A 19438-nucleotide genomic window follows, 5' to 3' on the forward strand; every position below is an offset into this window, starting at 1 on the left:
CCGACCGGCTCGGGCCACGAGTCCGACCGGCTCGGGCCACGAGTCCGACCGGCTCGGGCCACGAGTCCGACCGGCTCGGGCCACGAGTCCGACCGGCTCGGGCCACGAGTCCGACCGGGCCCCCGAACGCGCCCGCGACCGAGCCCCGTCACGGCATCGGCCCGATCCGGCCGGGAGGCTTCACCAGGGCTGACCGGGCCCGCTCGCCGAGGACCCCGTCCGGTGCGAGAGAATCGACGTGCTCCTGGATCAACCTACGCGGAGGAACCGTGTCCGGATTCGTAGAAAAGCCCGAGCCCGTCCAGGTCCCGGGCCTCACCCATCTCCACACGGGCAAGGTGCGCGACCTGTACCGGAACGAGGCCGGTGACCTCGTGATGGTGGCGAGCGACCGCATGTCCGCGTACGACTGGGTCCTGCCCACCGAGATCCCCGACAAGGGCCGGGTCCTCACCCAGCTCTCCCTCTGGTGGTTCGACCGGCTCTCCGACCTGGTCCCCCACCACGTGCTCTCGACCGAGCTGCCGCCCGGCGCCCCCGCCGACTGGGCCGGCCGCACCCTGATCTGCAAGTCGCTGAACATGGTCCCGGTCGAGTGCGTCGCCCGCGGCTACCTCACCGGCTCCGGCCTGGTCGAGTACGACGCGTCCCGCACGGTCTGCGGCCTCGCGCTCCCCGAGGGGCTCACCGACGGCTCGGAGCTGCCCGCCCCGATCTTCACCCCGGCCACCAAGGCCGCGGTCGGAGACCACGACGAGAACGTCTCGTACGAGGAGGTCGCGCGCCAGGTCGGCGCCGAGACGGCCGCGCTCCTGCGGCAGACCACCCTCGCCGTGTACTCCCGGGCCCGGGACATCGCCCGCGACCGCGGGATCATCCTCGCCGACACCAAATTCGAGTTCGGCTTCGACGGGGAGACGCTCGTCCTCGCCGACGAGGTCCTCACCCCGGATTCCTCGCGCTTCTGGCCGGCCGCCCAGTGGGAGCCGGGCCGCGCCCAGCCCTCGTACGACAAGCAGTTCGTGCGGGACTGGCTGACCTCCCCGGCCTCCGGCTGGGACCGCAAGAGCGAGCAGCCGCCGCCGCCCCTCCCGCAGGAGATCGTGGACGCCACGCGCGCCAAGTACCTGGAGGCGTACGAGCTGCTGACCGGCAACGCCTGGTCCGACAGCTTCTAGCCGCCGCCCCGGCCCCCGGCCCCTCGGGCCGGGGGAACGAGAAAGCCCCCGGTCGATTCGACCGGGGGCTTCTTCATGGAGCGGACGACGAGATTCGAACTCGCGACCCTCACCTTGGCAAGGTGATGCTCTACCAACTGAGCCACGTCCGCATGCGCCGTAGCGCGGAGCCAACTATACCCAACCTTTCGCCTGCGCGAGACGGACTGCCGTGTGCCGGTTCTCCGCACCGAGTTTGGCGGCGGCCGAGGAGAGGTAGTTCCGGACGGTTCCGGGGGAGAGCGAGGCCCGCCGGGCGATCTCCGCGACGGGCGCCCCGTCGGCGGAGAGTTCGAGCACCTCGGCCTCCCGGGCGGTCAGCGGGGAGTCCCCGGCGGCGATGGCGTCGGCCGCCAACTCCGGGTCCACGTAACGGTTTCCGGCGTGCACGGTACGGATGATCTCGGCGAGCCGCCGGGCGCTGACCGTCTTCGGCACGAAGCCGCGGACCCCGGCCGAGAGGGCCCGCTTGAGGTGACCGGGACGGCCGTGACCGGTCACGATCATGGTGCGGCAGTCGGGCAGTTCGTCCCGCAGCGATGTGGCGACCCTCACACCGTCGGCACCCGGCATCTGCAGATCGAGCACGGCGACATCGGGGCGATGGGCCCGGGCCATGGCGAGCGCCTCGGGTCCGGTCGCGGCCTCGGCGACGACGACGAGATCGTCCTCGAGACCGAGCAGCGCGGCGAGCGCGCCCCGGATCAGGTGCTCGTCGTCGGCGAGCAGCACGCGCACGCGTACGGACGGGGCCGCCGGGCCCCCGCCGACGAGAGGTACGGGAGGAGTCGTCGGCTTCCCGTCACCCGGGGGTACGGGCGAGGTCATCGGATCACCCTCGTCCCGGAGCCGGGAATCCGGACCACCTTCGCGCCGGCCCCGGGAACGCGGTCCACGGGGATCCGGGCCGTCACCCGGAAGGTACCGCCGTCCTCGGGCCCCGCCTCCAGCGTTCCGCCGACCGCCGCGAGCCGCTCCCGCAGCCCGACGAGCCCGGTGCCGGAACCGGTACGGGCGCCGGTGCCGCCGTCACCCGCACCTCCCTCCGTACCCCCTTCCGCGTCCGCCTCCGTCCGGACGCCGTCGTTCTCCACCGTCAGCAGCACCGAGTCCTCCTCCTCGCGCACGGCGATGGCGCAGCGCCGCGCGTCCCCGTGCCGCAGTACGTTCGTCGTGGTCTCCCGGACCACCCAGCCGAGCGCCGAGCGGACCTCGTCGGGCAGGTCGAGCCACGGTCCGGCGGAGTCGACGGCGCAGTCGATGCCGGCCGCGTCGAGCACGCTCCGCGCGCCCTCCAGCTCCACCCGCAGGTCGGCCTCGCGGTAGCCGCGCACGACGTCCCGCACCTCTCGCTGGGACTCCTGGGCGATGCGCTGCACCTCGATCATCTGGTCGACGGCCTCCGGGCGTTCGCGCCGGGCGAGCTGTACGGCGAGCTCGCTCTTGAGCGCTATCACGGACAGGTTCCGGCCGAGGATGTCGTGCAGGTCGCGGCCGAAGCGGAGCCGCTCCTCGGCGACCGCGAGCCGGGCCTGGACGTCGCGCGCCTCGCGCAGCTCGAAGACGACGCCGAGCACCCAGAGCGAGAGGCGGACGGTGACGGCGAGCCAGCCGGTGATGAAGGCCACGGTCACCACGGTGCTCACGCTCTGCACCGTGTCCCGGTCGGTGAGCGGGACGAGGAAGAAGAGGAGCCCGATCAGGAGCGCCTGGTGCAGGGCGACGATCCGCGCGCGAACGATCAGGCAGTGTCCGGCGAGGAAGGGGACGAGCGCCGCCCCGAGCATCCCCGGCAGCAGCCCGGTCACGTCGGCCGTGGCCGCTTCGAGGAGGACGGCGGCGGTGGTCGCCGTTCCGGCCGCCGCCGCGGGCAGCACCTCGCGCGGCCGGAGCACGGTCCCGGGCCGGAGGTACGCGTCCATGGCACGGCTCAGGAAGCGGTGGCAGAGGATGCCGTTGGCGAGGTTGAGCACGGGGGCGACGACGACGAGGAGGAGCGGGGCCTCGTGCCGGATCGGCCGGACCAGGAGCAGGAGCCCGAGGACGAACACGGCGGACCAGAGCAGCATGTACACGGTGGCGCGGGTGTAGAGGTCCACCTTGGCGAGGCCGCTGCGGCCTCTCCAGCTCTTCACGGGCGAAGCCCCTCCTCGGTCGTCGAGCACGAGTCCTGCCGGCCCTGGTCGCTCCGGCACCGGCGGTCCCGGCACCGATCTCCCCGGCACCGGCGGTCCCGACGCCGGAAGCCCCGGCGCCGGCCGCCTCGACTCTCTCAGCTTTCGCGGCCGACTCCGCCGACTCAGCCCTCGCAGCCGACCGAGCTGTCTGCCCTGACCCGGCTGACCCGGCTGACCCGGCTGACCCGGCTGACCCGGCTGACCGGGCTGCCCGGGCCGAACAGGTCGACCGGGCTGTCCGGGCTGTCCGTGCCGTCTCGGCCCGTCCGCCTGTCTCAGCGTCGCGGTTCCCAGCGGAACCACCGCTGGACAGCAAACACCGAGAGCGCGGTCCAGGCCACCGCGGTCAGCAGGGCGCCCAGCAGATCGTCCGCCGGCACGCCGCCGGACCACCCGGCCCGGACCAGGGTCATGACGCCCGTCAGCGGCAGCAGTTCGCAGATCGAGGCGAGGCGGTCGGGGAGGAGGGAGAGGGGGACGAAGAGCCCGGAGCCGACGGAGGAGATCAGGAAGAGCGGCATGGTGGTGAGCTGGGCGCTGTCCACGGTGCGGGTGATGGCCGAGGTGGCCGCGGCGACGGCGGTGAGCAGGACGGTGCCGAGGAGGACGCCGAGGAGGAGCAGGTCGGGCCGGGCGGGCGCGGGCAGGCGCAGGACGGTGACGCCGCCGATGGTCAGGAGCGCGGCCTGGGCGAGGGTGAGGGCGGCGGCCGGCAGGGCGATGCCGGTCAGGATCTCCAGGTCGGTGGGTTCTCCCGTCCGCAGCCGCTTGAGGACGAGTCCCTCGCGGCGGGCGACGTAGGCGGAGACGAGGTTGGAGTGGACGACCATCAGGAGGGCCATGCCGATGCCGCCGGTGATGGAGGCCTCGGCGATGGTCGTGCCCGCCTTGCCGAGGTCGATGTTCTGGACCGAGGTGCTGATCGCGCCGACCATGAGGAGGGGCACGAGGACGGCGACGAAGAGCGCCGTGCGGTTGCGGACAAGCAGGGTCAGTTCGGCCCTGCCGAGGGCGACGAGCCGGGTGCGGGCCGGCAGGCGACGGGGCGCGTCGACGAGGGAGCTCATCGGGCTTCCTCCTTTTCCGGGTGCTGTGCCGCGATGTCGAGGAAGGCCTCTTCGAGGGAGGCGGAGCGGGCGTCGAGCCCGTCGAGCTGTACGCCGTTGTCCCGGGCCCAGTCGAGGAGTGCGGCGAGGTCCTCCTGGAGGGACTCGGTACGGATCTCGACCCAGCCGTTGTCCTCGGCGGCCCGCAGGTGCAGGGGGAGGCGGCCGGCCGGTACGCCGTCGGCGAGGGTGAAGCGGATGCGGGCGGGCCGGGCGGCGGTGACCTCGGACGGGGTGCCGGAGCGGACGATCCGGCCGCGGTGCATGATCGCGAGCCGGTCGGCGAGGGCTTCGGCCTCCTCCAGGTAGTGGGTGGTGAGGAGGACGGTGGTGCCGCCGTCCCGCAACGCCCGCACGAGGTCCCAGGTGTCGCGGCGGCCCTCGGCGTCGAGGCCGGTGGTGGGTTCGTCGAGGAAGAGGACCTCGGGGCGGCCGAGGAGCGCGAGGGCGAGGTCGAGCCGTCGGCGTTCGCCGCCGGAGAGCTGCTTGACCCGTACCCGTTCGCGGCCGGTGAGTCCGGTGATGGCGAGTACCTCGCCGGCCGGCCGGGCACCGCTGGTGCAGCCCGCCCACATCCGCGCGGTCTCGGCCACGGTGAGATCCGTGGGGAAGCCGCCCTCCTGGAGCATCACGCCGATACGGGGGCGGACGGCGGCCCGTTCGCGGTACGGGTCGTGGCCGAGGACCCGGGCGGTCCCGCCGCTGGGGGCGGCGAGTCCTTCGAGGAGTTCGACGGTGGAGGTCTTGCCGGCGCCGTTGGTGCCGAGCAGGGCGAAGATCTCGCCGCGCCGGACGGTGAAGGAGATGCCGCGGACGGCCTCGAAGCCGCCCGAGTAGTCGCGGCGCAGGCCTTCCGCTTCGATCGCGTTGGTCATGTGTCCAGGTTTCCGGCGGCGGGGGCCGACCGGCAGTGCGCGCTGTCACCACCCGCTTCTGACAAATGTCATGGGGGGCGACCACCGACAGGCCGACCGTCCGGCCGGCTCACCCGTCCAGAAGGGAAGCACGACGAAGGCCCCGGTTCCAGAGAACCGGGGCCTTCTTTCCTGAGCGGACGACGAGATTCGAACTCGCGACCCTCACCTTGGCAAGGTGATGCTCTACCAACTGAGCCACGTCCGCATTGCTGCCGCTCAGCTCTCACTGGGCGGTGCGAGCACCACTCTACCCGATGCACCGGAGTGCTTCGGTCATGCGATGCAGAGCGGGTGACAGGAATTGCACACTGCGCCTTCCCCCTGGAAGGGGGATGTTCTACTACTGAACTACACCCGCACGCTGCGTGAGGTGGGACCTTGTCGGCCTCGCCCCTCGGCGTGTTCCAGACTTTAGCGGATCATGGGGGGTGCAATGCAAATCGACGCGGCGCCGGGTCCGTCCGGGCCCGCCGGGACCGGCCCCGGCAGACGTCAGCTCGCGGCGCGGAAGGCCTCGTAGACCCGCTTCGGGATGCGGCCGCGGGCGGGCACCTCCATCTTGTTGGACTGCGCCCAGGCGCGGACCGCCGCCGGATCGGGGGCGAGGGAGGTGTGGGTGTACGTCTCCACCGAGGGGCTCCGGCCGGCCGCGGCTCTGCCGGACTGCTTGCGCCCGGCGGCGAGGTACGGGGCGAGGGCCTTGCGGAGTTTCTTTGCATTGGCAGCATTCAGGTCGATCTCGTACATCTTCCCGTCGAGGCCGAACGCGACCGTTTCAGCCGCTTCTCCGCCGTCCATGTCGTCGGAGAGAGTGACCACCACACGCTGAGCCACGGATATCGGTCCTTTCCTGCGGTCGACGCCGCAGAGGGGGCGCTTGTGGCGCCTCTGACGTGCGGTGATGTCGACCGAACGGCTGTGCCGGGACAATGCTGCTTTCTTCTGGATTCCTTTGTACAGCGGTAGGCGTCGCATTGTGAAGCCCTGGCAATTGTTTCAGCGTGTCCCGGTGCAATGAGGTCTGCAATATTTCACTGGAATTTTGCGTGGGCGTGCTCGGGCGGGGGTGTGGTTGCTGTTCGTCGGCGGGGGCGGGTCCTGGCCTGGCTTTTGGAGGATCCTTCAGATCTCTACCCGCGTAGAATTTGGAGACAGGTACGCTGAGGGAACCGCCCACGCAACACACCACCGGGAGTGCCAGTGGCACGCGTCGTAGTCGACGTCATGCTCAAGCCGGAGATCCTCGACCCTCAGGGGCAGGCGGTGCAGCGTGCACTGCCCCGCCTGGGATTCGCCGGAATCGCCGACGTCCGTCAGGGGAAGCGTTTCGAGCTGGAGGTGGAGGGGCCGGTCGATGACGCCGCCCTCGCCCGCATCCACGAGATGGCCGAGACCTTCCTTGCAAACACCGTGATCGAAGACTTCATCGTGAAGGTGGAGTCGTGACCGCACGCATCGGCGTCGTCACGTTCCCCGGAACGCTCGACGACCAGGACGCGCTGCGTGCCGCCCGCCTGGCGGGCGCCGAGCCCGTCTCGCTCTGGCACCGCGACAAGGACCTCAAGCAGGTCGACGCCGTGGTCCTGGCCGGCGGTTTCTCCTACGGCGACTACCTGCGGGCCGGCGCCATCTCCCGCTTCTCGCCGGTGATGGAGACGATCATCGAGCAGGCGAAGGCGGGCATGCCCGTCCTCGGTATCTGCAACGGCTTCCAGATCCTCACCGAGGCCCATCTGCTGCCGGGCGCGATGCTGCGCAACAACCACCTCCACTTCATCTGCCGCGACCAGAAGCTGCGGGTGGAGAACGCGGAGACCGCCTGGACCTCGGACTACACCGAGGGCCAGGAGATCGAGGTCCCGCTCAAGAACATGGACGGCCGGTACGTCGCCGACGAGCGGGTGCTCGACGAGCTGGAGGCCGAGGGGCGGGTCGCCTTCCGCTACCTCGACGTCAACCCCAACGGCTCGCTGCGTGACATCGCGGGCATCACCAACGCCGCGGGCAACGTGGTCGGCCTCATGCCGCACCCCGAGCACGCCGTCGAGCCGCTCGTCGGCACCGGGAAGACGGACGGCCTCGGTTTCTTCACCTCGATCCTCAAGAAGCTGGTCAACGCCTGATGAGCCTCGACACCGTCAAGCACGCCACCGGGACGCCCGACGTCGAGCAGCCCTGGCAGGAACTCGGCCTCAAGAAGGACGAGTACGAGCGCATCCGCGAGATCCTCGACCGCCGGCCCACCGGCGCCGAACTCGCCATGTACTCCGTCATGTGGTCCGAGCACTGCTCCTACAAGAGCAGCAAGGTCCACCTGAAGCAGTTCGGCGAGAAGACCCCCGAGAACGACGCCATGCTCGTCGGCATCGGTGAGAACGCGGGCGTCGTCGACGTCGGCCAGGGGTACGCGGTCACCTTCAAGGTCGAGTCGCACAACCACCCCTCGTACATCGAGCCCTACCAGGGCGCGGCCACCGGCGTCGGCGGCATCGTCCGCGACATCCTCGCCATGGGTGCCCGTCCGGTCGCGGTCGTCGACCCGCTGCGCTTCGGCGCGGCCGACCACCCCGACACCAAGCGCGTGCTGCCCGGTGTCGTCGCCGGCATCGGCGGCTACGGCAACTGCCTCGGCCTGCCGAACATCGGCGGCGAGGTCGTCTTCGACGAGTGCTACCAGGGCAACCCGCTGGTCAACGCGGGCTGCATCGGCGTCATGAAGCACGAGGACATCCACCTCGCCAAGGCCTCGGGCCCCGGCAACAAGGTGATCCTGTACGGCGCCCGCACGGGCGGCGACGGCATCGGCGGCGTCTCGGTCCTCGCGTCCGAGACCTTCGACGACACCAAGCCCACCAAGCGCCCCGCCGTCCAGGTCGGCGACCCCTTCCAGGAGAAGCTCCTCATCGAGTGCACCCTGGAGATCTTCAAGGAGAAGCTGGTCGCGGGCATCCAGGACCTCGGCGGCGCCGGGCTCTCCTGCGCCACGTCCGAGCTGGCCTCGGCCGGTTCCGGCGGCATGCGCGTCGAGCTCGACCGGGTCCACCTGCGCGACGCGACCCTCTCGCCCGAGGAGATCCTCATGAGCGAGTCGCAGGAGCGCATGTGCGCGATCGTCGAGCCCGTGCACGTCGAGCGCTTCCTGGAGATCTGCGAGAAGTGGGACGTCATCGCCACCGTCATCGGTGAGGTGACCGAGGGCGAGCGCCTGGAGATCTTCTGGCACGGCGAGCAGATCGTCGACGTGCCGCCGCGCTCCGTCGCCCACGAGGGCCCGACCTACCACCGGCCGTACGCGCGCCCGGAGTGGCAGGACGCGCTCCAGGCCGACGACGCCGGCAAGCTGCCCCGGCCGCAGAACGGCGCCGAGCTGAAGGACCAGGTCCTGAAGCTGGTGTCCTCCCCGAACCAGGCCTCCAAGGCGTGGATCACGGACCAGTACGACCGGTTCGTGCAGGGCAACACGGTCCTGGCGCAGCCCGAGGACGCGGGCATGGTCCGGATCGACGAGGAGACCAACCTCGGCGTGGCCATGGCGACCGACGGCAACGGCCGGTACGCGAAGCTCGACCCGTACACGGGTGCGCAGCTCGCCCTGGCGGAGGCGTACCGCAACGTCGCCGCCTCCGGTGCCAAGCCGCTGGCCATCTCGGACTGCCTGAACTTCGGTTCGCCCGAGGACCCGGCCGTGATGTGGCAGTTCGCCGAGGCCACCCGTGGTCTCGCGGACGGCTGCCTGCAGCTGGGCACCCCGGTGACCGGCGGCAACGTCTCCCTGTACAACCAGACCGGTGACGTGGCGATCCACCCGACGCCCGTCGTCGCGGTCCTCGGTGTGATCGACGACGTGAACCGCCGTACGCCGATCGCCTTCGCGGAAGAGGGCCAGCTCCTCTACCTGCTCGGCGACACGCGCGAGGAGTTCGGCGGCTCGGCCTGGTCCGAGGTCGTCCACCAGCACCTCGGCGGTCTGCCGCCGGCCGTGGACCTCGACCGGGAGAAGCTGCTCGGCGAGATCCTGATCTCGGCCTCCCGCGACGGCATGATCGACGCGGCGCACGACCTGTCGGACGGCGGTCTCGTCCAGGCGGTCGTCGAGTCCTGCCTGCGCGGTGGGAACGGCGCGCGTCTGGTCGTCCCGGAGGCCCTGGACGCGTTCACGTTCCTCTTCAGCGAGTCGGCCGGCCGTGCGGTCGTGGCCGTCCCGCGCAGCGAGGAACTCCGCTTCACCGACATGTGCGGTGCGCGGGGTCTGCCGGCGGCGCGGATCGGCGTGGTCGACGGTGACACCGTGGACGTGCAGGGCGAGTTCGCGCTCTCCCTGACGGAGCTGCGCGCGGCGCACGAGGCGACGATCCCGGGCCTGCTGGCCTGATGCGGAGCCGCTGCCGGTAGGCGAGCGAGGGGGAGGCCCCCGTCCTGACCTTCGGGTCGGGGCGGGGGCCTTCTCGTCGGTTCCGGTTACTCGGCCCGGCCCCAGAAGGCGTCGGACTGCTCGATGTCCGCGACGCACTCGTCGATGTCGGTGATCTTTCCGCCGACGAGGGTGAAGACGAGCGCGCCCTTCATCTCGATGCCCCGGTCGCCGCGTTCGGCGTAGAAGGTGTTGGCGGCCACGGCGTGGCCGCGGCCGTCGACGGAGACGGAGTCCATCGTGATCCGCATCCTGCCGCCGGTGAGCTCGAACATCTTCCTGTACATGGCGAGGATGTTGTCCCTGCCCTTGTAGTGCCCGGAGATCTGGCTCTCGCCGGGCGAGTGGTGCGTGCAGTCCGCCGTCATCAGGGTGCCGACGGTGTCCATGTCCCCCCTGGTCCACGCTTCGAAGCCCTGGCGGACCACTGCGATGTCAGGGTGCTCGGCCATGACGGTCCGACCCCTCTCGTACGGGTAGGTGTGTGCTGGCAGCCCTCCTCCTCCAGTCTCCGACTACCCTCGCCCCCATGCCACCGGCCAAGAAGCGCACCCGCAGCTACGACTCCGCCAAGACGAGGGCCGCCGTCCTGGCCCAGTTCCGGCACGTGCGGGAGGCGGTGGAGGCGCTCACGCCCGAGCAGTTGGACGGGCCGACCCGGCTGGGGGAGTGGACGGTGCGGGACCTGGCGGCGCACCTCGCGTGGATGGTCGACTCGGTGCCGCGGCTCCTCGCGGCGCCGGAGCGGGGGGAGGACCGGCTCGCCCTGCTGGACTGGCCGTCCGTGACGGCGGGAGCCGCCGAGCGGATCGACGTGTTCACCCGTGGCATCGACGCCTCGGACCTGCCGGGGCTGTACGCGCGCGTGGCGGACGACGTCGACCGGGCGCTGGAGGGGGCGGCCGGTGAGCGGCTGCTGCCGCTGACCTTCGGGACGATGACCCTCGCCGACTTCCTCGTCACCCGGACCGTCGAACTCGTCGTCCACACCGACGACCTGAACGCGGCGACCGGCGCCGGGATCCCGTACGACCGGCAGGCCCTCGCCACCTGCACCCGGCTGCTGGCCGACGTGCTCGCGGTGCGGGCGCCGGGCGGGGCGGTCGAGGTGCGGATTCCGCCGTACGCGGTGGTGCAGTGCGTGGAGGGCCCCCGGCACACCCGGGGCACCCCGCCCAACGTGGTCGAGACGGACCCGCTGACCTGGATCAGGCTGGCGACCGGGCGGGCGGAGTGGGCGACGGAGCTGGACGAGGCGCGGGTCGGCGCGAGCGGCGAGCGCGCGGATCTGAAGGACCTTCTGCCCCTGATGGGGTGAGCCGCGCGGGCGCGGCGGAACCGACGCGCGGCGGCGTCCGTCCCATTCCCATGCAGACGCAGACGCAGCGCATCCTCGCATCCGCCGCCCTGGTCCTCCTCCTCGCCGCCTGCGGCACGGAGGGAGGGACGGGCTCCGCCTCCGGTCCGGGTTCCGGATCCGACACCGTCTCCCCGGACCTGCCCGTCGCCGGGACCCAGTGGACGATCGGCGCCGTGACGATCGACGGGCGCAGGTCCGCCGCCCCGGACGGTGCCCGTGTCGAGTTCGGGAAGGACGGCCGGGCCCGGGGCAACAGTGGCTGCAACAGCTTCGGAGCGACCGTCGCCGTGCGGGGGGAGACCCTCACGGTGTCCCCGCAGGAGATCACCCAGATCGGCTGTGCGGGGGACCGGGGGCGCTTCGAGGCCGAGTTGGTCAAGGCGCTCACCGGTCCGCTCACGGGGAGGCTGAAGGGCGAGTCCCTCACTCTGACCTCGGCGGACGGCCGGAACGCCGTGGAACTGGCCGCCGAGAAGGACCTTCCGCTCCGGGGCACCACCTGGAAGATCGACGGGCTGGTCTCCGGGGGCACGGCGTCCTCCCTGCAGCCCGGCACCGGGGGCAAGGCGCGGCTCGTGCTCGGCGCGGACGGCCGGGTCACCGGCAACCTGGGCTGCAACAACTTCTCCGCGACCGCCCGGGTCGAGGGGAGGACGCTGACGGTCGAGGGGCCGGCCGCCACCACCCGCATGATGTGCACGACCACTCAGATGCAGCTGGAGACACAGCTGTACGAGATTCTCGACGGTCCGCTCACCTACCGGCTCGACCATCGGAAGCTGACCCTCACGAACGCCTCGGGCGAGGGGTTCACGGCGCGTGCGGCGGAGGCCGAGAAGGCCGCGAAGCCGTCCGCGCGGCCGTGATCGGGGTGCACTCCGTCACATCGCGGGGAGTCACCCCGGCTGGTACGAGCGTCCGCTCGGGAGGGGCCCGGGGGCGGAATCCCTTACCGCGCCTGCTTTGTAGCCCTCTCCAAGCCGGAGATGATCATTTCGTGCGATCGTACGAGGGGGCCGACCCCGCATTTCCTCAATTCGGACCAGTGGTCGAGCCCGTCTACACTCGGAAACGTGCCACGTGGTGACGGTCGACTCAATCACGACCTGCTTCCCGGTGAGAAGGGCCCCCAGGACGCTTGTGGCGTCTTCGGTGTCTGGGCTCCGGGTGAAGAGGTCGCAAAGCTCACGTACTTCGGGCTCTACGCCCTCCAGCATCGGGGCCAGGAATCCGCGGGTATCGCGGTCAGCAACGGCTCCCAGATCCTCGTCTTCAAGGACATGGGGCTTGTCTCCCAGGTCTTCGACGAGACCTCTCTCGGTTCCCTCCAAGGTCATATCGCGGTCGGTCACGCCCGCTACTCGACCACCGGGGCCTCCGTGTGGGAGAACGCGCAGCCGACGTTCCGGGCAACCGCCCGCGGCTCGATCGCGCTCGGCCACAACGGCAACCTGGTGAACACGGCGCAGCTCGCCGAGATGGTCGCGGACCTGCCCAAGAAGGAAGGCCGCTCGACCCGGGTGGCCGCTACCAACGACACCGACCTGGTCACCGCGCTCCTCGCGGGCCAGGTGGGCGAGGACGGTACGCCGCTCACCATCGAGCAGGCCGCCGCGAAGGTCCTCCCCGACGTCCGGGGCGCCTTCTCCCTCGTCTTCATGGACGAGCACACGCTCTACGCGGCCCGTGACCCGCAGGGCATCCGCCCGCTGGTCCTCGGTCGCCTGGAGCGTGGCTGGGTGGTCGCCTCCGAGTCCGCCGCTCTCGACATCTGCGGCGCCAGCTACGTCCGCGAGGTCGAGCCGGGCGAGATGATCGCGATCGACGAGAACGGCATCCGCACCTCGCGATTCGCGGAAGCGAAGCCCAAGGGCTGCGTCTTCGAATACGTGTACCTGGCCCGCCCGGACACCGACATCGCCGGCCGGAACGTGTACCTCTCCCGCGTGGAGATGGGCCGCCGCCTCGCGAAGGAGGCGCCCGTCGAGGCCGACCTGGTCATAGCGACGCCGGAGTCCGGCACCCCGGCCGCGATCGGCTACGCCGAGGCCTCGGGCATCCCCTTCGGCGCGGGCCTGGTGAAGAACGCCTACGTCGGGCGCACCTTCATCCAGCCCTCCCAGACCATCCGCCAGCTCGGCATCCGGCTGAAGCTGAACCCCCTCAAGGACGTCATCAAGGGCAAGCGCCTGGTGGTCGTCGACGACTCGATCGTCCGCGGCAACACCCAGCGCGCCCTGGTCAAGATGCTCCGCGAGGCCGGCGCGGCCGAGATCCACATCCGGATCTCCTCTCCGCCGGTGAAGTGGCCCTGCTTCTTCGGCATCGACTTCGCCACCCGCGCGGAGCTGATCGCCAACGGCATGTCGATCGACGAGATCGGCAAGTCGCTGGGCGCGGACTCGCTCTCGTACATCTCCCTCGACGGGATGATCGAGGCGACCACGATCCAGAAGCCGAACCTCTGCCGTGCCTGCTTCGACGGCGAGTACCCGATGGAGCTGCCGGACCCCGAGCTGCTCGGCAAGCAGCTCCTGGAGAACGAGCTGGCCGCGGGTCCCGCGGCCACCGCCGCCTCCGACGCTCTCCGTCGTCCGTGAGTCCTGCCGCCCGTAAGACCCCGCTGCACACCCGCAGTACGACACGAAAGTTCTCAACCCATGTCTGAGACCACTGGTGCCAGCTACGCGTCCGCGGGCGTCGACATCGAGGCGGGTGACCGCGCCGTCGAGCTCATGAAGGAGTGGGTGAAGAAGACGCAGCGCCCTGAGGTCCTCGGTGGCCTCGGGGGCTTCGCCGGCCTCTTCGACGCCTCCGCCCTCAAGCGCTACGAGCGTCCGCTGCTCGCCTCCGCCACCGACGGTGTCGGGACGAAGGTCGACATCGCCCGCCAGATGGGCGTGTACGACACCATCGGCCACGACCTGGTCGCGATGGTCATGGACGACATCGTCGTCTGCGGCGCCGAGCCGCTCTTCATGACCGACTACATCTGTGTGGGCAAGGTCCACCCGGAGCGGGTCGCCGCCATCGTCAAGGGCATCGCCGAGGGCTGCGTCCTGGCCGGCTGCGCCCTGGTCGGCGGCGAGACGGCGGAGCACCCGGGCCTCCTCGGCCCGGACGACTTCGACGTGGCCGGCGCGGGCACGGGCGTCGTGGAGTACGACCGGCTCCTCGGGGCCGATCGCATCCGTACGGGGGACGCGGTCATCGCCATGGCCTCCTCGGGTCTTCACTCCAACGGGTACTCGCTCGTCCGGCACGTGGTCTTCGACCGCGCCGGCATGACCCTCGACCAGCGGGTCGAGGAGCTCGGCCGGACGCTCGGCGAGGAGCTCCTGGAGCCCACGAAGATCTACTCCCTCGACTGCCTGGCCCTCACCCGGACCACGGACGTCCACGCGTTCAGCCACATCACGGGCGGCGGCCTCGCGGCCAACCTGGCCCGGGTGATCCCGGACGGCCTGCACGCCACGGTCGACCGTTCCACCTGGGCGCCGGGCGCGATCTTCGACCTGGTCGGCAAGGCCGGTCAGGTGGAGCGCCTGGAGCTGGAGAAGACCCTGAACATGGGTGTCGGCATGATGGCCGTCGTGCCGGCCGACTCCGTGGACGCGGCCCTGGCGACGCTGGAGGACCGGGGCGTCGAGGCCTGGGTCGCGGGCGAGATCACCGAGCGCGGCGCCCACACCACGGGCGCGGAGCTGGTCGGGGAGTACGCGAAGTAGGACGGGCTGTACGTGTCGGGGCGTCCCTGAGGGGGCGCCCCGTCCGCGTTCCGCGGGTCCCGGGCCCGCCCGTACGCGGACAGCACAGAAACCCGGCCGGGTGATCCCGGACCGGGTTTCGGTGATTCAGAAGGTCAAGCGCGACGCGGGGACGAACCAGGACCGGACTCGTCGTCCTCGTCCTCGTCGTCCTCGTTATAGAGATCCGCGTACTGGGCGTACGGGTCGTCTTCCTCGTCGTCGTCCTCGAACGGCTCGCCATTCGGCGGCTGGTTCGAAGTCGAAGCGCCCAGCTCATTGGCCAGACGCGTCAGGTCTGTCCCGCCGCTGCTGTACTTCAGCTGGCGGGCGACCTTGGTCTGCTTGGCCTTTGCCCGGCCGCGCCCCATGGCTCGACCCCCTCGGTGACGGGGCTCGATGGCCCCAGAGTCTTGACACGCGTTCATGATTCGGAACGGACTCTCGACAGAGAGACCGGTCCGTAGGGCTTCAACGGTACCTGTTTCCGCGGGTCTACGGTACGCCGCGCGCATCACATACCCCGGTACAGAACCTTCGAGGTGCCCTTTCCTCGCTGGTCAATCGCGATTTTAACCTCTTCTTGAGGGCCGACCCGCCGAGGGGCGTGAGAGAAGTCTCCCCGGCGACGGTCCGGCCCCGTGCGTGGCCCGTGTGCGGCCCGCCGGGGCGGCACACGGGCCACGCCGCGCACTCAGGCGCGTCGCGCGTCCGACATGCGCTGCTCGGCGATCCGGTCGGAGGCCGCGGCCGGCGGGATTCCGTCCGCCTTCGCACGTGCGAAGATTTCGAGGGTGGTGTCGAAGATCTTCGTGGCCTTCGCCTTGCAGCGGTCGAAGTCGAAGCCGTGCAGCTCGTCCGCGACCTGGATCACGCCACCGGCGTTGACCACGTAGTCGGGCGCGTAGAGGATCCCGCGCTCCACGAGGTCCTTCTCGATGCCCGGGTGGGCGAGCTGGTTGTTGGCCGCGCCGCAGACGATGCTCGCGGTGATGAACGGCACGGTCTCCTCGTTCAGGGCGCCGCCCAGCGCGCAGGGCGCGTAGATGTCGAGACCCTCGACGCGGATCAGCGCCTCGGTGTCGGCGACGACGGTGACCTGCGGGTGCTTGTCCGTGATCCGGCGCACCGACTCCTCGCGCACATCGGTGATCACGACCTCGGCGCCGTCCTCCAGGAGGTGCTCGACGAGGTAGTGGCCGACCTTGCCGACGCCCGCGACGCCGACCTTGCGGCCGCGCAGGGTCGGGTCGCCCCAGAGGGTCTGCGCGGAGGCGCGCATGCCCTGGAAGACGCCGAAGGCGGTGAGGACGGAGGAGTCGCCGGCGCCGCCGTTCTCGGGGGAGCGGCCGGTGGTCCAGGTGTTCTCGCGGGCGACGACGTCCATGTCGGCGACGTAGGTGCCGACGTCGCAGGCCGTGACGTACCGGCCGCCGAGAGAGGCCACGAAGCGGCCGTAGGCGAGGAGGAGCTCCTCCGACTTGATCTTCTCCGGGTCGCCGATGATGACGGCCTTGCCGCCGCCGTGGTCGAGACCGGCCATGGCGTTCTTGTACGACATGCCGCGGGCCAGGTTGAGCGCGTCGGCGATCGCCTCGGCCTCACTGGCGTACGGGTAGAAGCGGGTGCCGCCGAGGGCGGGGCCCAGGGCGGTGGAGTGGAGGGCGATGACGGCCTTGAGGCCGGTGGCGCGGTCCTGGCAGAGCACGACTTGCTCGTGGCCACCCTGCTCCGAGTGGAACAGGGTGCGCAGTACGTCAGCAGGAACGCCGGTCACATCGGTCACGGTGGTGACTCCCAAGTACGAAGCGGCGGTTTCGGCCCTCCCTGTGGGTGGGGGAGGACCAGTTCGGCAAGAGGGTAAGTCCTACCTGGGCGTAGATCGGCCGCAGTGCTCAGGATCACCCCCTCCCGGAGTACCTCCGTGGAAGGATTCGCGACATGTCGGTCGCCTCCTCGGTCCTCATCCCCTACGCGTCCTATCTGCGGGTGTACGAGCCGCTGGCCGCGTTCCCCGAGCCGGAGCGGACCCACTGGGCCCGGTACGCGCGCCGGCCGCACACCCCGGGGGCGCAGGAGGAGCTGCGGCGCTCCCTCGCGGACCTTCTCCCGACGCCGCCGGTGCCGGTGCCCGTCCACGAGAGCGGGGAGGCCTTCGTCGCCCACCTGGACGGGGTGGTGGTGATCTGTCCGTGGCGGACGCGGCTGCGCGGCTGGCTGGCGCTCCAGGAGCTGGACGGCCAGTTCCCCGGTCCCGTGCTGGACGCGATGCTGCCGCCGGTCGTACGCCTCCAGGTGGCGGGCGACTACGAGCGGTGGCTGAGCAGGAACCCGGACGCGCGGCCGTGGATCCGCACGGCGGTCTGGCAGGTCCCGCTGCGCTGGTTCGCGCTCTTCGGGGACGAGGACCGGCAGTACGAGCCGGGGGAGCCGGGCGGTGCGGGGGGTGCGGAGCCGGGCCGGGCGCCGGTGCTGCGCTACCGGACGACGATGGCGCAGGCGCGCCGGCGTCTCGCGCGGGCGCTGCGGGCCCTGCGGGAGTCGATCGACGAAGGCCCGATGACGGAGGGCCTGATCGAGGTGGGGCGCTGGCTGGAGGAGTTCCATCCGCGGGCGCTGGTGGAGCTGGACTTCGGGGGCCTGGTGCACGCGGTCACGGAGGAGTGGCTGGCCGAGGACCGGTCGGCGGCGCAGCTGGCGGAGGGGATCGCGGCGCTGCGCGCGGGGGACGGCGAGGGGGCGAGCGACGCGTACGGGCGGCTGGCGGAGCGCTGGCGGATCGTCAGGGACCTGCGCTTCGCGAATTGACATCAGTCGGGCATCTTCGTCAGGTCGGTATCGACAAGACATGTCCGACCGGTGTAAATGATCTTCAGGGCTGTCCGGATCCCGCTGCCCGGATTTCGGTGTTCGCGGGGTCCGGGTCTTTCGGCACCTGCTGGGCGGGGACGTTGGTCCCGATCCGGGCCTTTGGCTCAAGCGTGACGGACAGCACTTACCGCACCCTTGCGTCGATCACCCACCCTCGTGCCAAAATAGGACAAGGAGTCCGGGGAGGGTTCCTTCCGTCCATCTATGGGCGGAACGCTCAGCATTGCACTCTATGGGGGGTCTGAGGACTCCTGATCGCTCTGTGACTGATCGTCACAGCCGCGTGACTGTCCGTTATGGCATGGTCCATCGACTTCCGCCGCTGATGAACACCTGCGAGGGCAATTCCATCGGTTTGGCCGACGTGGCTGGACGGATGGTGTAGTTGTAGTGCCGAGGACAAGCCGTTCGTCCTATAACCGACTCGGCCCGCTTCTGCCATTTCGGGCAACGCGGGTCAAGGTGCAGAATTTAGAGGAAAGAACCGAGAAGGTTCGGTTCTCCCGAGGAGGCCGCTCATGACCGCTCGCACCCCTGATGCCGAGCCGCTGCTGACCCCTGCCGAGGTTGCCACGATGTTCCGCGTGGACCCGAAGACGGTGACCCGTTGGGCGAAGGCCGGGAAGCTCACGTCCATCCGCACCCTGGGTGGACACCGCCGCTACCGCGAGGCCGAGGTTCGCGCGCTGCTGGCGGGTATTCCGCAGCAGCGCAGCGAGGCCTGAGGTCGCGCACACCCCGCAGTACCCCGTAACACCGGGCCTGTCCGGATCCCCCAATCCGGTGGCCCACCCCTAGCTCTGCCGACGTGATCCTGCCCCAACAGGCCCGCGTCAACGATCGCGCTGGACTCCGCCGGGTCTGGCGCGATCTTCTTTTGTGTCCGGCGCCACTCCGTGAGGGCCGGTGCAATTGCACATATTAAATCTGGCTGGTGTAGGAAGGGTGTAAGTGAAGCGGTTCCTGAAACTGCTTCAGTGACTCCCGTCACACCTGTGAAGTCTTGCCAAAGAACAGCCTGCCACTGTGGGGAACGCTCCCAACCCGCCGTTGGTCATGGGTCGGTAGGACTTTCGTCCTCAGTGGCCCCCGCGGACCCGGCCGGCCCCCGGAGCCCCTCGGGGGCACCGGAGGGAGCCTCGGGGGGAGTCCTGGAGGGCGTCTCGGAGGGCGTCTCCTCCGACTCCTCCGGTCCCTGGGACTCCAGGGGCTCCGGAGGCTCGGGAAGCTCCATGGCGAGCCGCAGGAGGCGGTGGCAGACCACGCAGTGGCGCGTGAGGTGTCCATAGCGGGACGCGGCCGCCAGATGGGCGCGCAGCAGTGCTCGTGTGTCGTGTCGTGCTGCGGACGCCGCGGCCATGCGCGACCACCTCCGGTGTGGGCCCCCGATTCCCTGATGTCCGGGGTACCGGTGGGCGCGTGGCCCCGTCAAGACACGGGAACACAACGAAAGGCCCGCATCGTGTGATGCGGGCCTTTCGGTGAAGCGAACCTGACGGGACTTGAACCCGCGACCTCCACCTTGACAGGGTGGCGAGCTAACCAACTGCTCCACAGGTCCTTGTTCGCGGCCCCTCGTGAGTGGCTGCAAGCAAGACTGTACAGCAGGTCAGCGGTCCGGTCGAACTCACCA

General features: G+C 70.5%; 19 protein-coding genes and 4 tRNA genes. 10 read left to right on the top strand and 13 right to left on the bottom strand.

The window, feature by feature from the left end; translation table 11 throughout:
• Positions 1-269 precede the first annotated feature (269 nt).
• On the top strand, positions 270-1178 hold the full coding sequence (locus ABT129_RS22770) for a phosphoribosylaminoimidazolesuccinocarboxamide synthase (RefSeq protein WP_351904463.1): 909 nt from the start codon (positions 270-272) through the stop codon (positions 1176-1178).
• 76 nt (positions 1179-1254) lie between these two features.
• Here the strand turns inward: ABT129_RS22770 and ABT129_RS22775 are convergent.
• The 8 genes from ABT129_RS22775 to ABT129_RS22810 form a co-directional block, all read right to left on the bottom strand.
• Positions 1255-1330, bottom strand: a tRNA-Gly gene (locus tag ABT129_RS22775).
• 22 nt (positions 1331-1352) lie between these two features.
• Positions 1353-2045 carry a response regulator gene (locus tag ABT129_RS22780; RefSeq protein ID WP_351904466.1) on the bottom strand — a complete coding sequence of 231 codons (693 nt, stop codon included), beginning with the start codon at positions 2043-2045 and terminating at the stop codon, positions 1353-1355.
• Complete coding sequence (locus tag ABT129_RS22785) at positions 2042-3352, bottom strand: sensor histidine kinase (RefSeq protein ID WP_351904469.1); 1311 nt, start codon at positions 3350-3352, stop codon at positions 2042-2044. The genes ABT129_RS22780 and ABT129_RS22785 overlap by 4 nt, the downstream gene beginning before the upstream one ends.
• Positions 3353-3669: 317 nt before the next feature.
• Positions 3670-4461, bottom strand: coding sequence for an ABC transporter permease (locus tag ABT129_RS22790; RefSeq protein WP_351904472.1), 792 nt, complete (start codon positions 4459-4461; stop codon positions 3670-3672).
• Positions 4458-5375 carry an ABC transporter ATP-binding protein gene (locus ABT129_RS22795; protein WP_351904475.1) on the bottom strand — a complete coding sequence of 306 codons (918 nt, stop codon included), beginning with the start codon at positions 5373-5375 and terminating at the stop codon, positions 4458-4460. The genes ABT129_RS22790 and ABT129_RS22795 overlap by 4 nt, the downstream gene beginning before the upstream one ends.
• A gap of 174 nt (positions 5376-5549) precedes the next feature.
• Positions 5550-5622: transfer RNA gene (locus ABT129_RS22800), tRNA-Gly, on the bottom strand.
• Between the two features lie 81 nt (positions 5623-5703).
• Positions 5704-5775, bottom strand: a tRNA-Gly gene (locus tag ABT129_RS22805).
• Between the two features lie 134 nt (positions 5776-5909).
• Positions 5910-6251 (bottom strand): histone-like nucleoid-structuring protein Lsr2, encoded by a 342-nt coding sequence (locus tag ABT129_RS22810; protein WP_351904478.1) that lies wholly within the window; start codon positions 6249-6251, stop codon positions 5910-5912.
• A 366-nt stretch (positions 6252-6617) separates the two neighbouring features.
• On the opposite strand from ABT129_RS22810, the gene purS reads away from it, so the two are divergent.
• Genes purS through purL form a run of 3 tightly spaced genes read left to right on the top strand, consistent with a single transcriptional unit; the run spans position 6618 to position 9789 of the window.
• Positions 6618-6863: a phosphoribosylformylglycinamidine synthase subunit PurS gene (gene purS / locus ABT129_RS22815; RefSeq protein ID WP_017240564.1), complete on the top strand. Its 246-nt coding sequence runs from the start codon at positions 6618-6620 to the stop codon at positions 6861-6863.
• Positions 6860-7540 (top strand): phosphoribosylformylglycinamidine synthase subunit PurQ, encoded by a 681-nt coding sequence (gene purQ, locus ABT129_RS22820; RefSeq protein ID WP_030318250.1) that lies wholly within the window; start codon positions 6860-6862, stop codon positions 7538-7540. The genes purS and purQ overlap by 4 nt, the downstream gene beginning before the upstream one ends.
• Positions 7540-9789 (top strand): phosphoribosylformylglycinamidine synthase subunit PurL, encoded by a 2250-nt coding sequence (purL, locus tag ABT129_RS22825; RefSeq protein WP_351904481.1) that lies wholly within the window; start codon positions 7540-7542, stop codon positions 9787-9789. The genes purQ and purL overlap by 1 nt, the downstream gene beginning before the upstream one ends.
• An 86-nt stretch (positions 9790-9875) precedes the next feature.
• Here the strand turns inward: purL and ABT129_RS22830 are convergent, their stop codons facing one another.
• The gene (locus tag ABT129_RS22830) at positions 9876-10280 is read right to left on the bottom strand and encodes a nuclear transport factor 2 family protein (protein WP_351904484.1); all 405 of its coding nucleotides are present in this window, start codon (positions 10278-10280) and stop codon (positions 9876-9878) included.
• Positions 10281-10357: 77 nt separating this feature from the next.
• On the opposite strand from ABT129_RS22830, the gene ABT129_RS22835 reads away from it, so the two are divergent.
• The 4 genes from ABT129_RS22835 (at position 10358) to purM (ending at position 14916) form a co-directional block, all read left to right on the top strand.
• On the top strand, positions 10358-11146 hold the full coding sequence (locus ABT129_RS22835) for a maleylpyruvate isomerase family mycothiol-dependent enzyme (protein WP_351904487.1): 789 nt from the start codon (positions 10358-10360) through the stop codon (positions 11144-11146).
• A 50-nt stretch (positions 11147-11196) separates the two neighbouring features.
• The gene (locus tag ABT129_RS22840) at positions 11197-12054 is read left to right on the top strand and encodes an META domain-containing protein (RefSeq protein ID WP_351904490.1); all 858 of its coding nucleotides are present in this window, start codon (positions 11197-11199) and stop codon (positions 12052-12054) included.
• A 207-nt stretch (positions 12055-12261) separates the two neighbouring features.
• Positions 12262-13788, top strand: coding sequence for an amidophosphoribosyltransferase (gene purF / locus ABT129_RS22845; RefSeq protein ID WP_351904493.1), 1527 nt, complete (start codon positions 12262-12264; stop codon positions 13786-13788).
• Between the two features lie 60 nt (positions 13789-13848).
• Positions 13849-14916 (top strand): phosphoribosylformylglycinamidine cyclo-ligase, encoded by a 1068-nt coding sequence (gene purM, locus ABT129_RS22850; protein ID WP_351904496.1) that lies wholly within the window; start codon positions 13849-13851, stop codon positions 14914-14916.
• 134 nt (positions 14917-15050) lie between these two features.
• Here purM and ABT129_RS22855 read toward each other — a convergent pair whose 3' ends face one another.
• Both ABT129_RS22855 and ABT129_RS22860 read right to left on the bottom strand, forming a co-directional pair.
• On the bottom strand, positions 15051-15305 hold the full coding sequence (locus tag ABT129_RS22855; RefSeq protein WP_351904499.1) for a DUF3073 domain-containing protein: 255 nt from the start codon (positions 15303-15305) through the stop codon (positions 15051-15053).
• 323 nt (positions 15306-15628) lie between these two features.
• Positions 15629-16720 carry a Leu/Phe/Val dehydrogenase gene (locus tag ABT129_RS22860; RefSeq protein WP_351904502.1) on the bottom strand — a complete coding sequence of 364 codons (1092 nt, stop codon included), beginning with the start codon at positions 16718-16720 and terminating at the stop codon, positions 15629-15631.
• Between the two features lie 155 nt (positions 16721-16875).
• On the opposite strand from ABT129_RS22860, the gene ABT129_RS22865 reads away from it, so the two are divergent.
• Together ABT129_RS22865 and bldC are read left to right on the top strand one after the other, a co-directional pair.
• Positions 16876-17742: a DUF8083 family protein gene (locus tag ABT129_RS22865; RefSeq protein WP_351904505.1), complete on the top strand. Its 867-nt coding sequence runs from the start codon at positions 16876-16878 to the stop codon at positions 17740-17742.
• 581 nt (positions 17743-18323) lie between these two features.
• Positions 18324-18530: a developmental transcriptional regulator BldC gene (gene bldC / locus ABT129_RS22870; RefSeq protein ID WP_003949541.1), complete on the top strand. Its 207-nt coding sequence runs from the start codon at positions 18324-18326 to the stop codon at positions 18528-18530.
• 329 nt (positions 18531-18859) lie between these two features.
• Here the strand turns inward: bldC and ABT129_RS22875 are convergent, their stop codons facing one another.
• Together ABT129_RS22875 and ABT129_RS22880 are read right to left on the bottom strand one after the other, a co-directional pair.
• Positions 18860-19165 (bottom strand): DUF6274 family protein, encoded by a 306-nt coding sequence (locus ABT129_RS22875; RefSeq protein WP_351904508.1) that lies wholly within the window; start codon positions 19163-19165, stop codon positions 18860-18862.
• 127 nt (positions 19166-19292) lie between these two features.
• Positions 19293-19366 (bottom strand) — tRNA-Asp (locus ABT129_RS22880).
• Positions 19367-19438: the final 72 nt, after the last annotated feature.

Source organism: Streptomyces sp. NPDC002057, from assembly GCF_040296665.1.
Classification (GTDB): domain Bacteria; phylum Actinomycetota; class Actinomycetes; order Streptomycetales; family Streptomycetaceae; genus Streptomyces.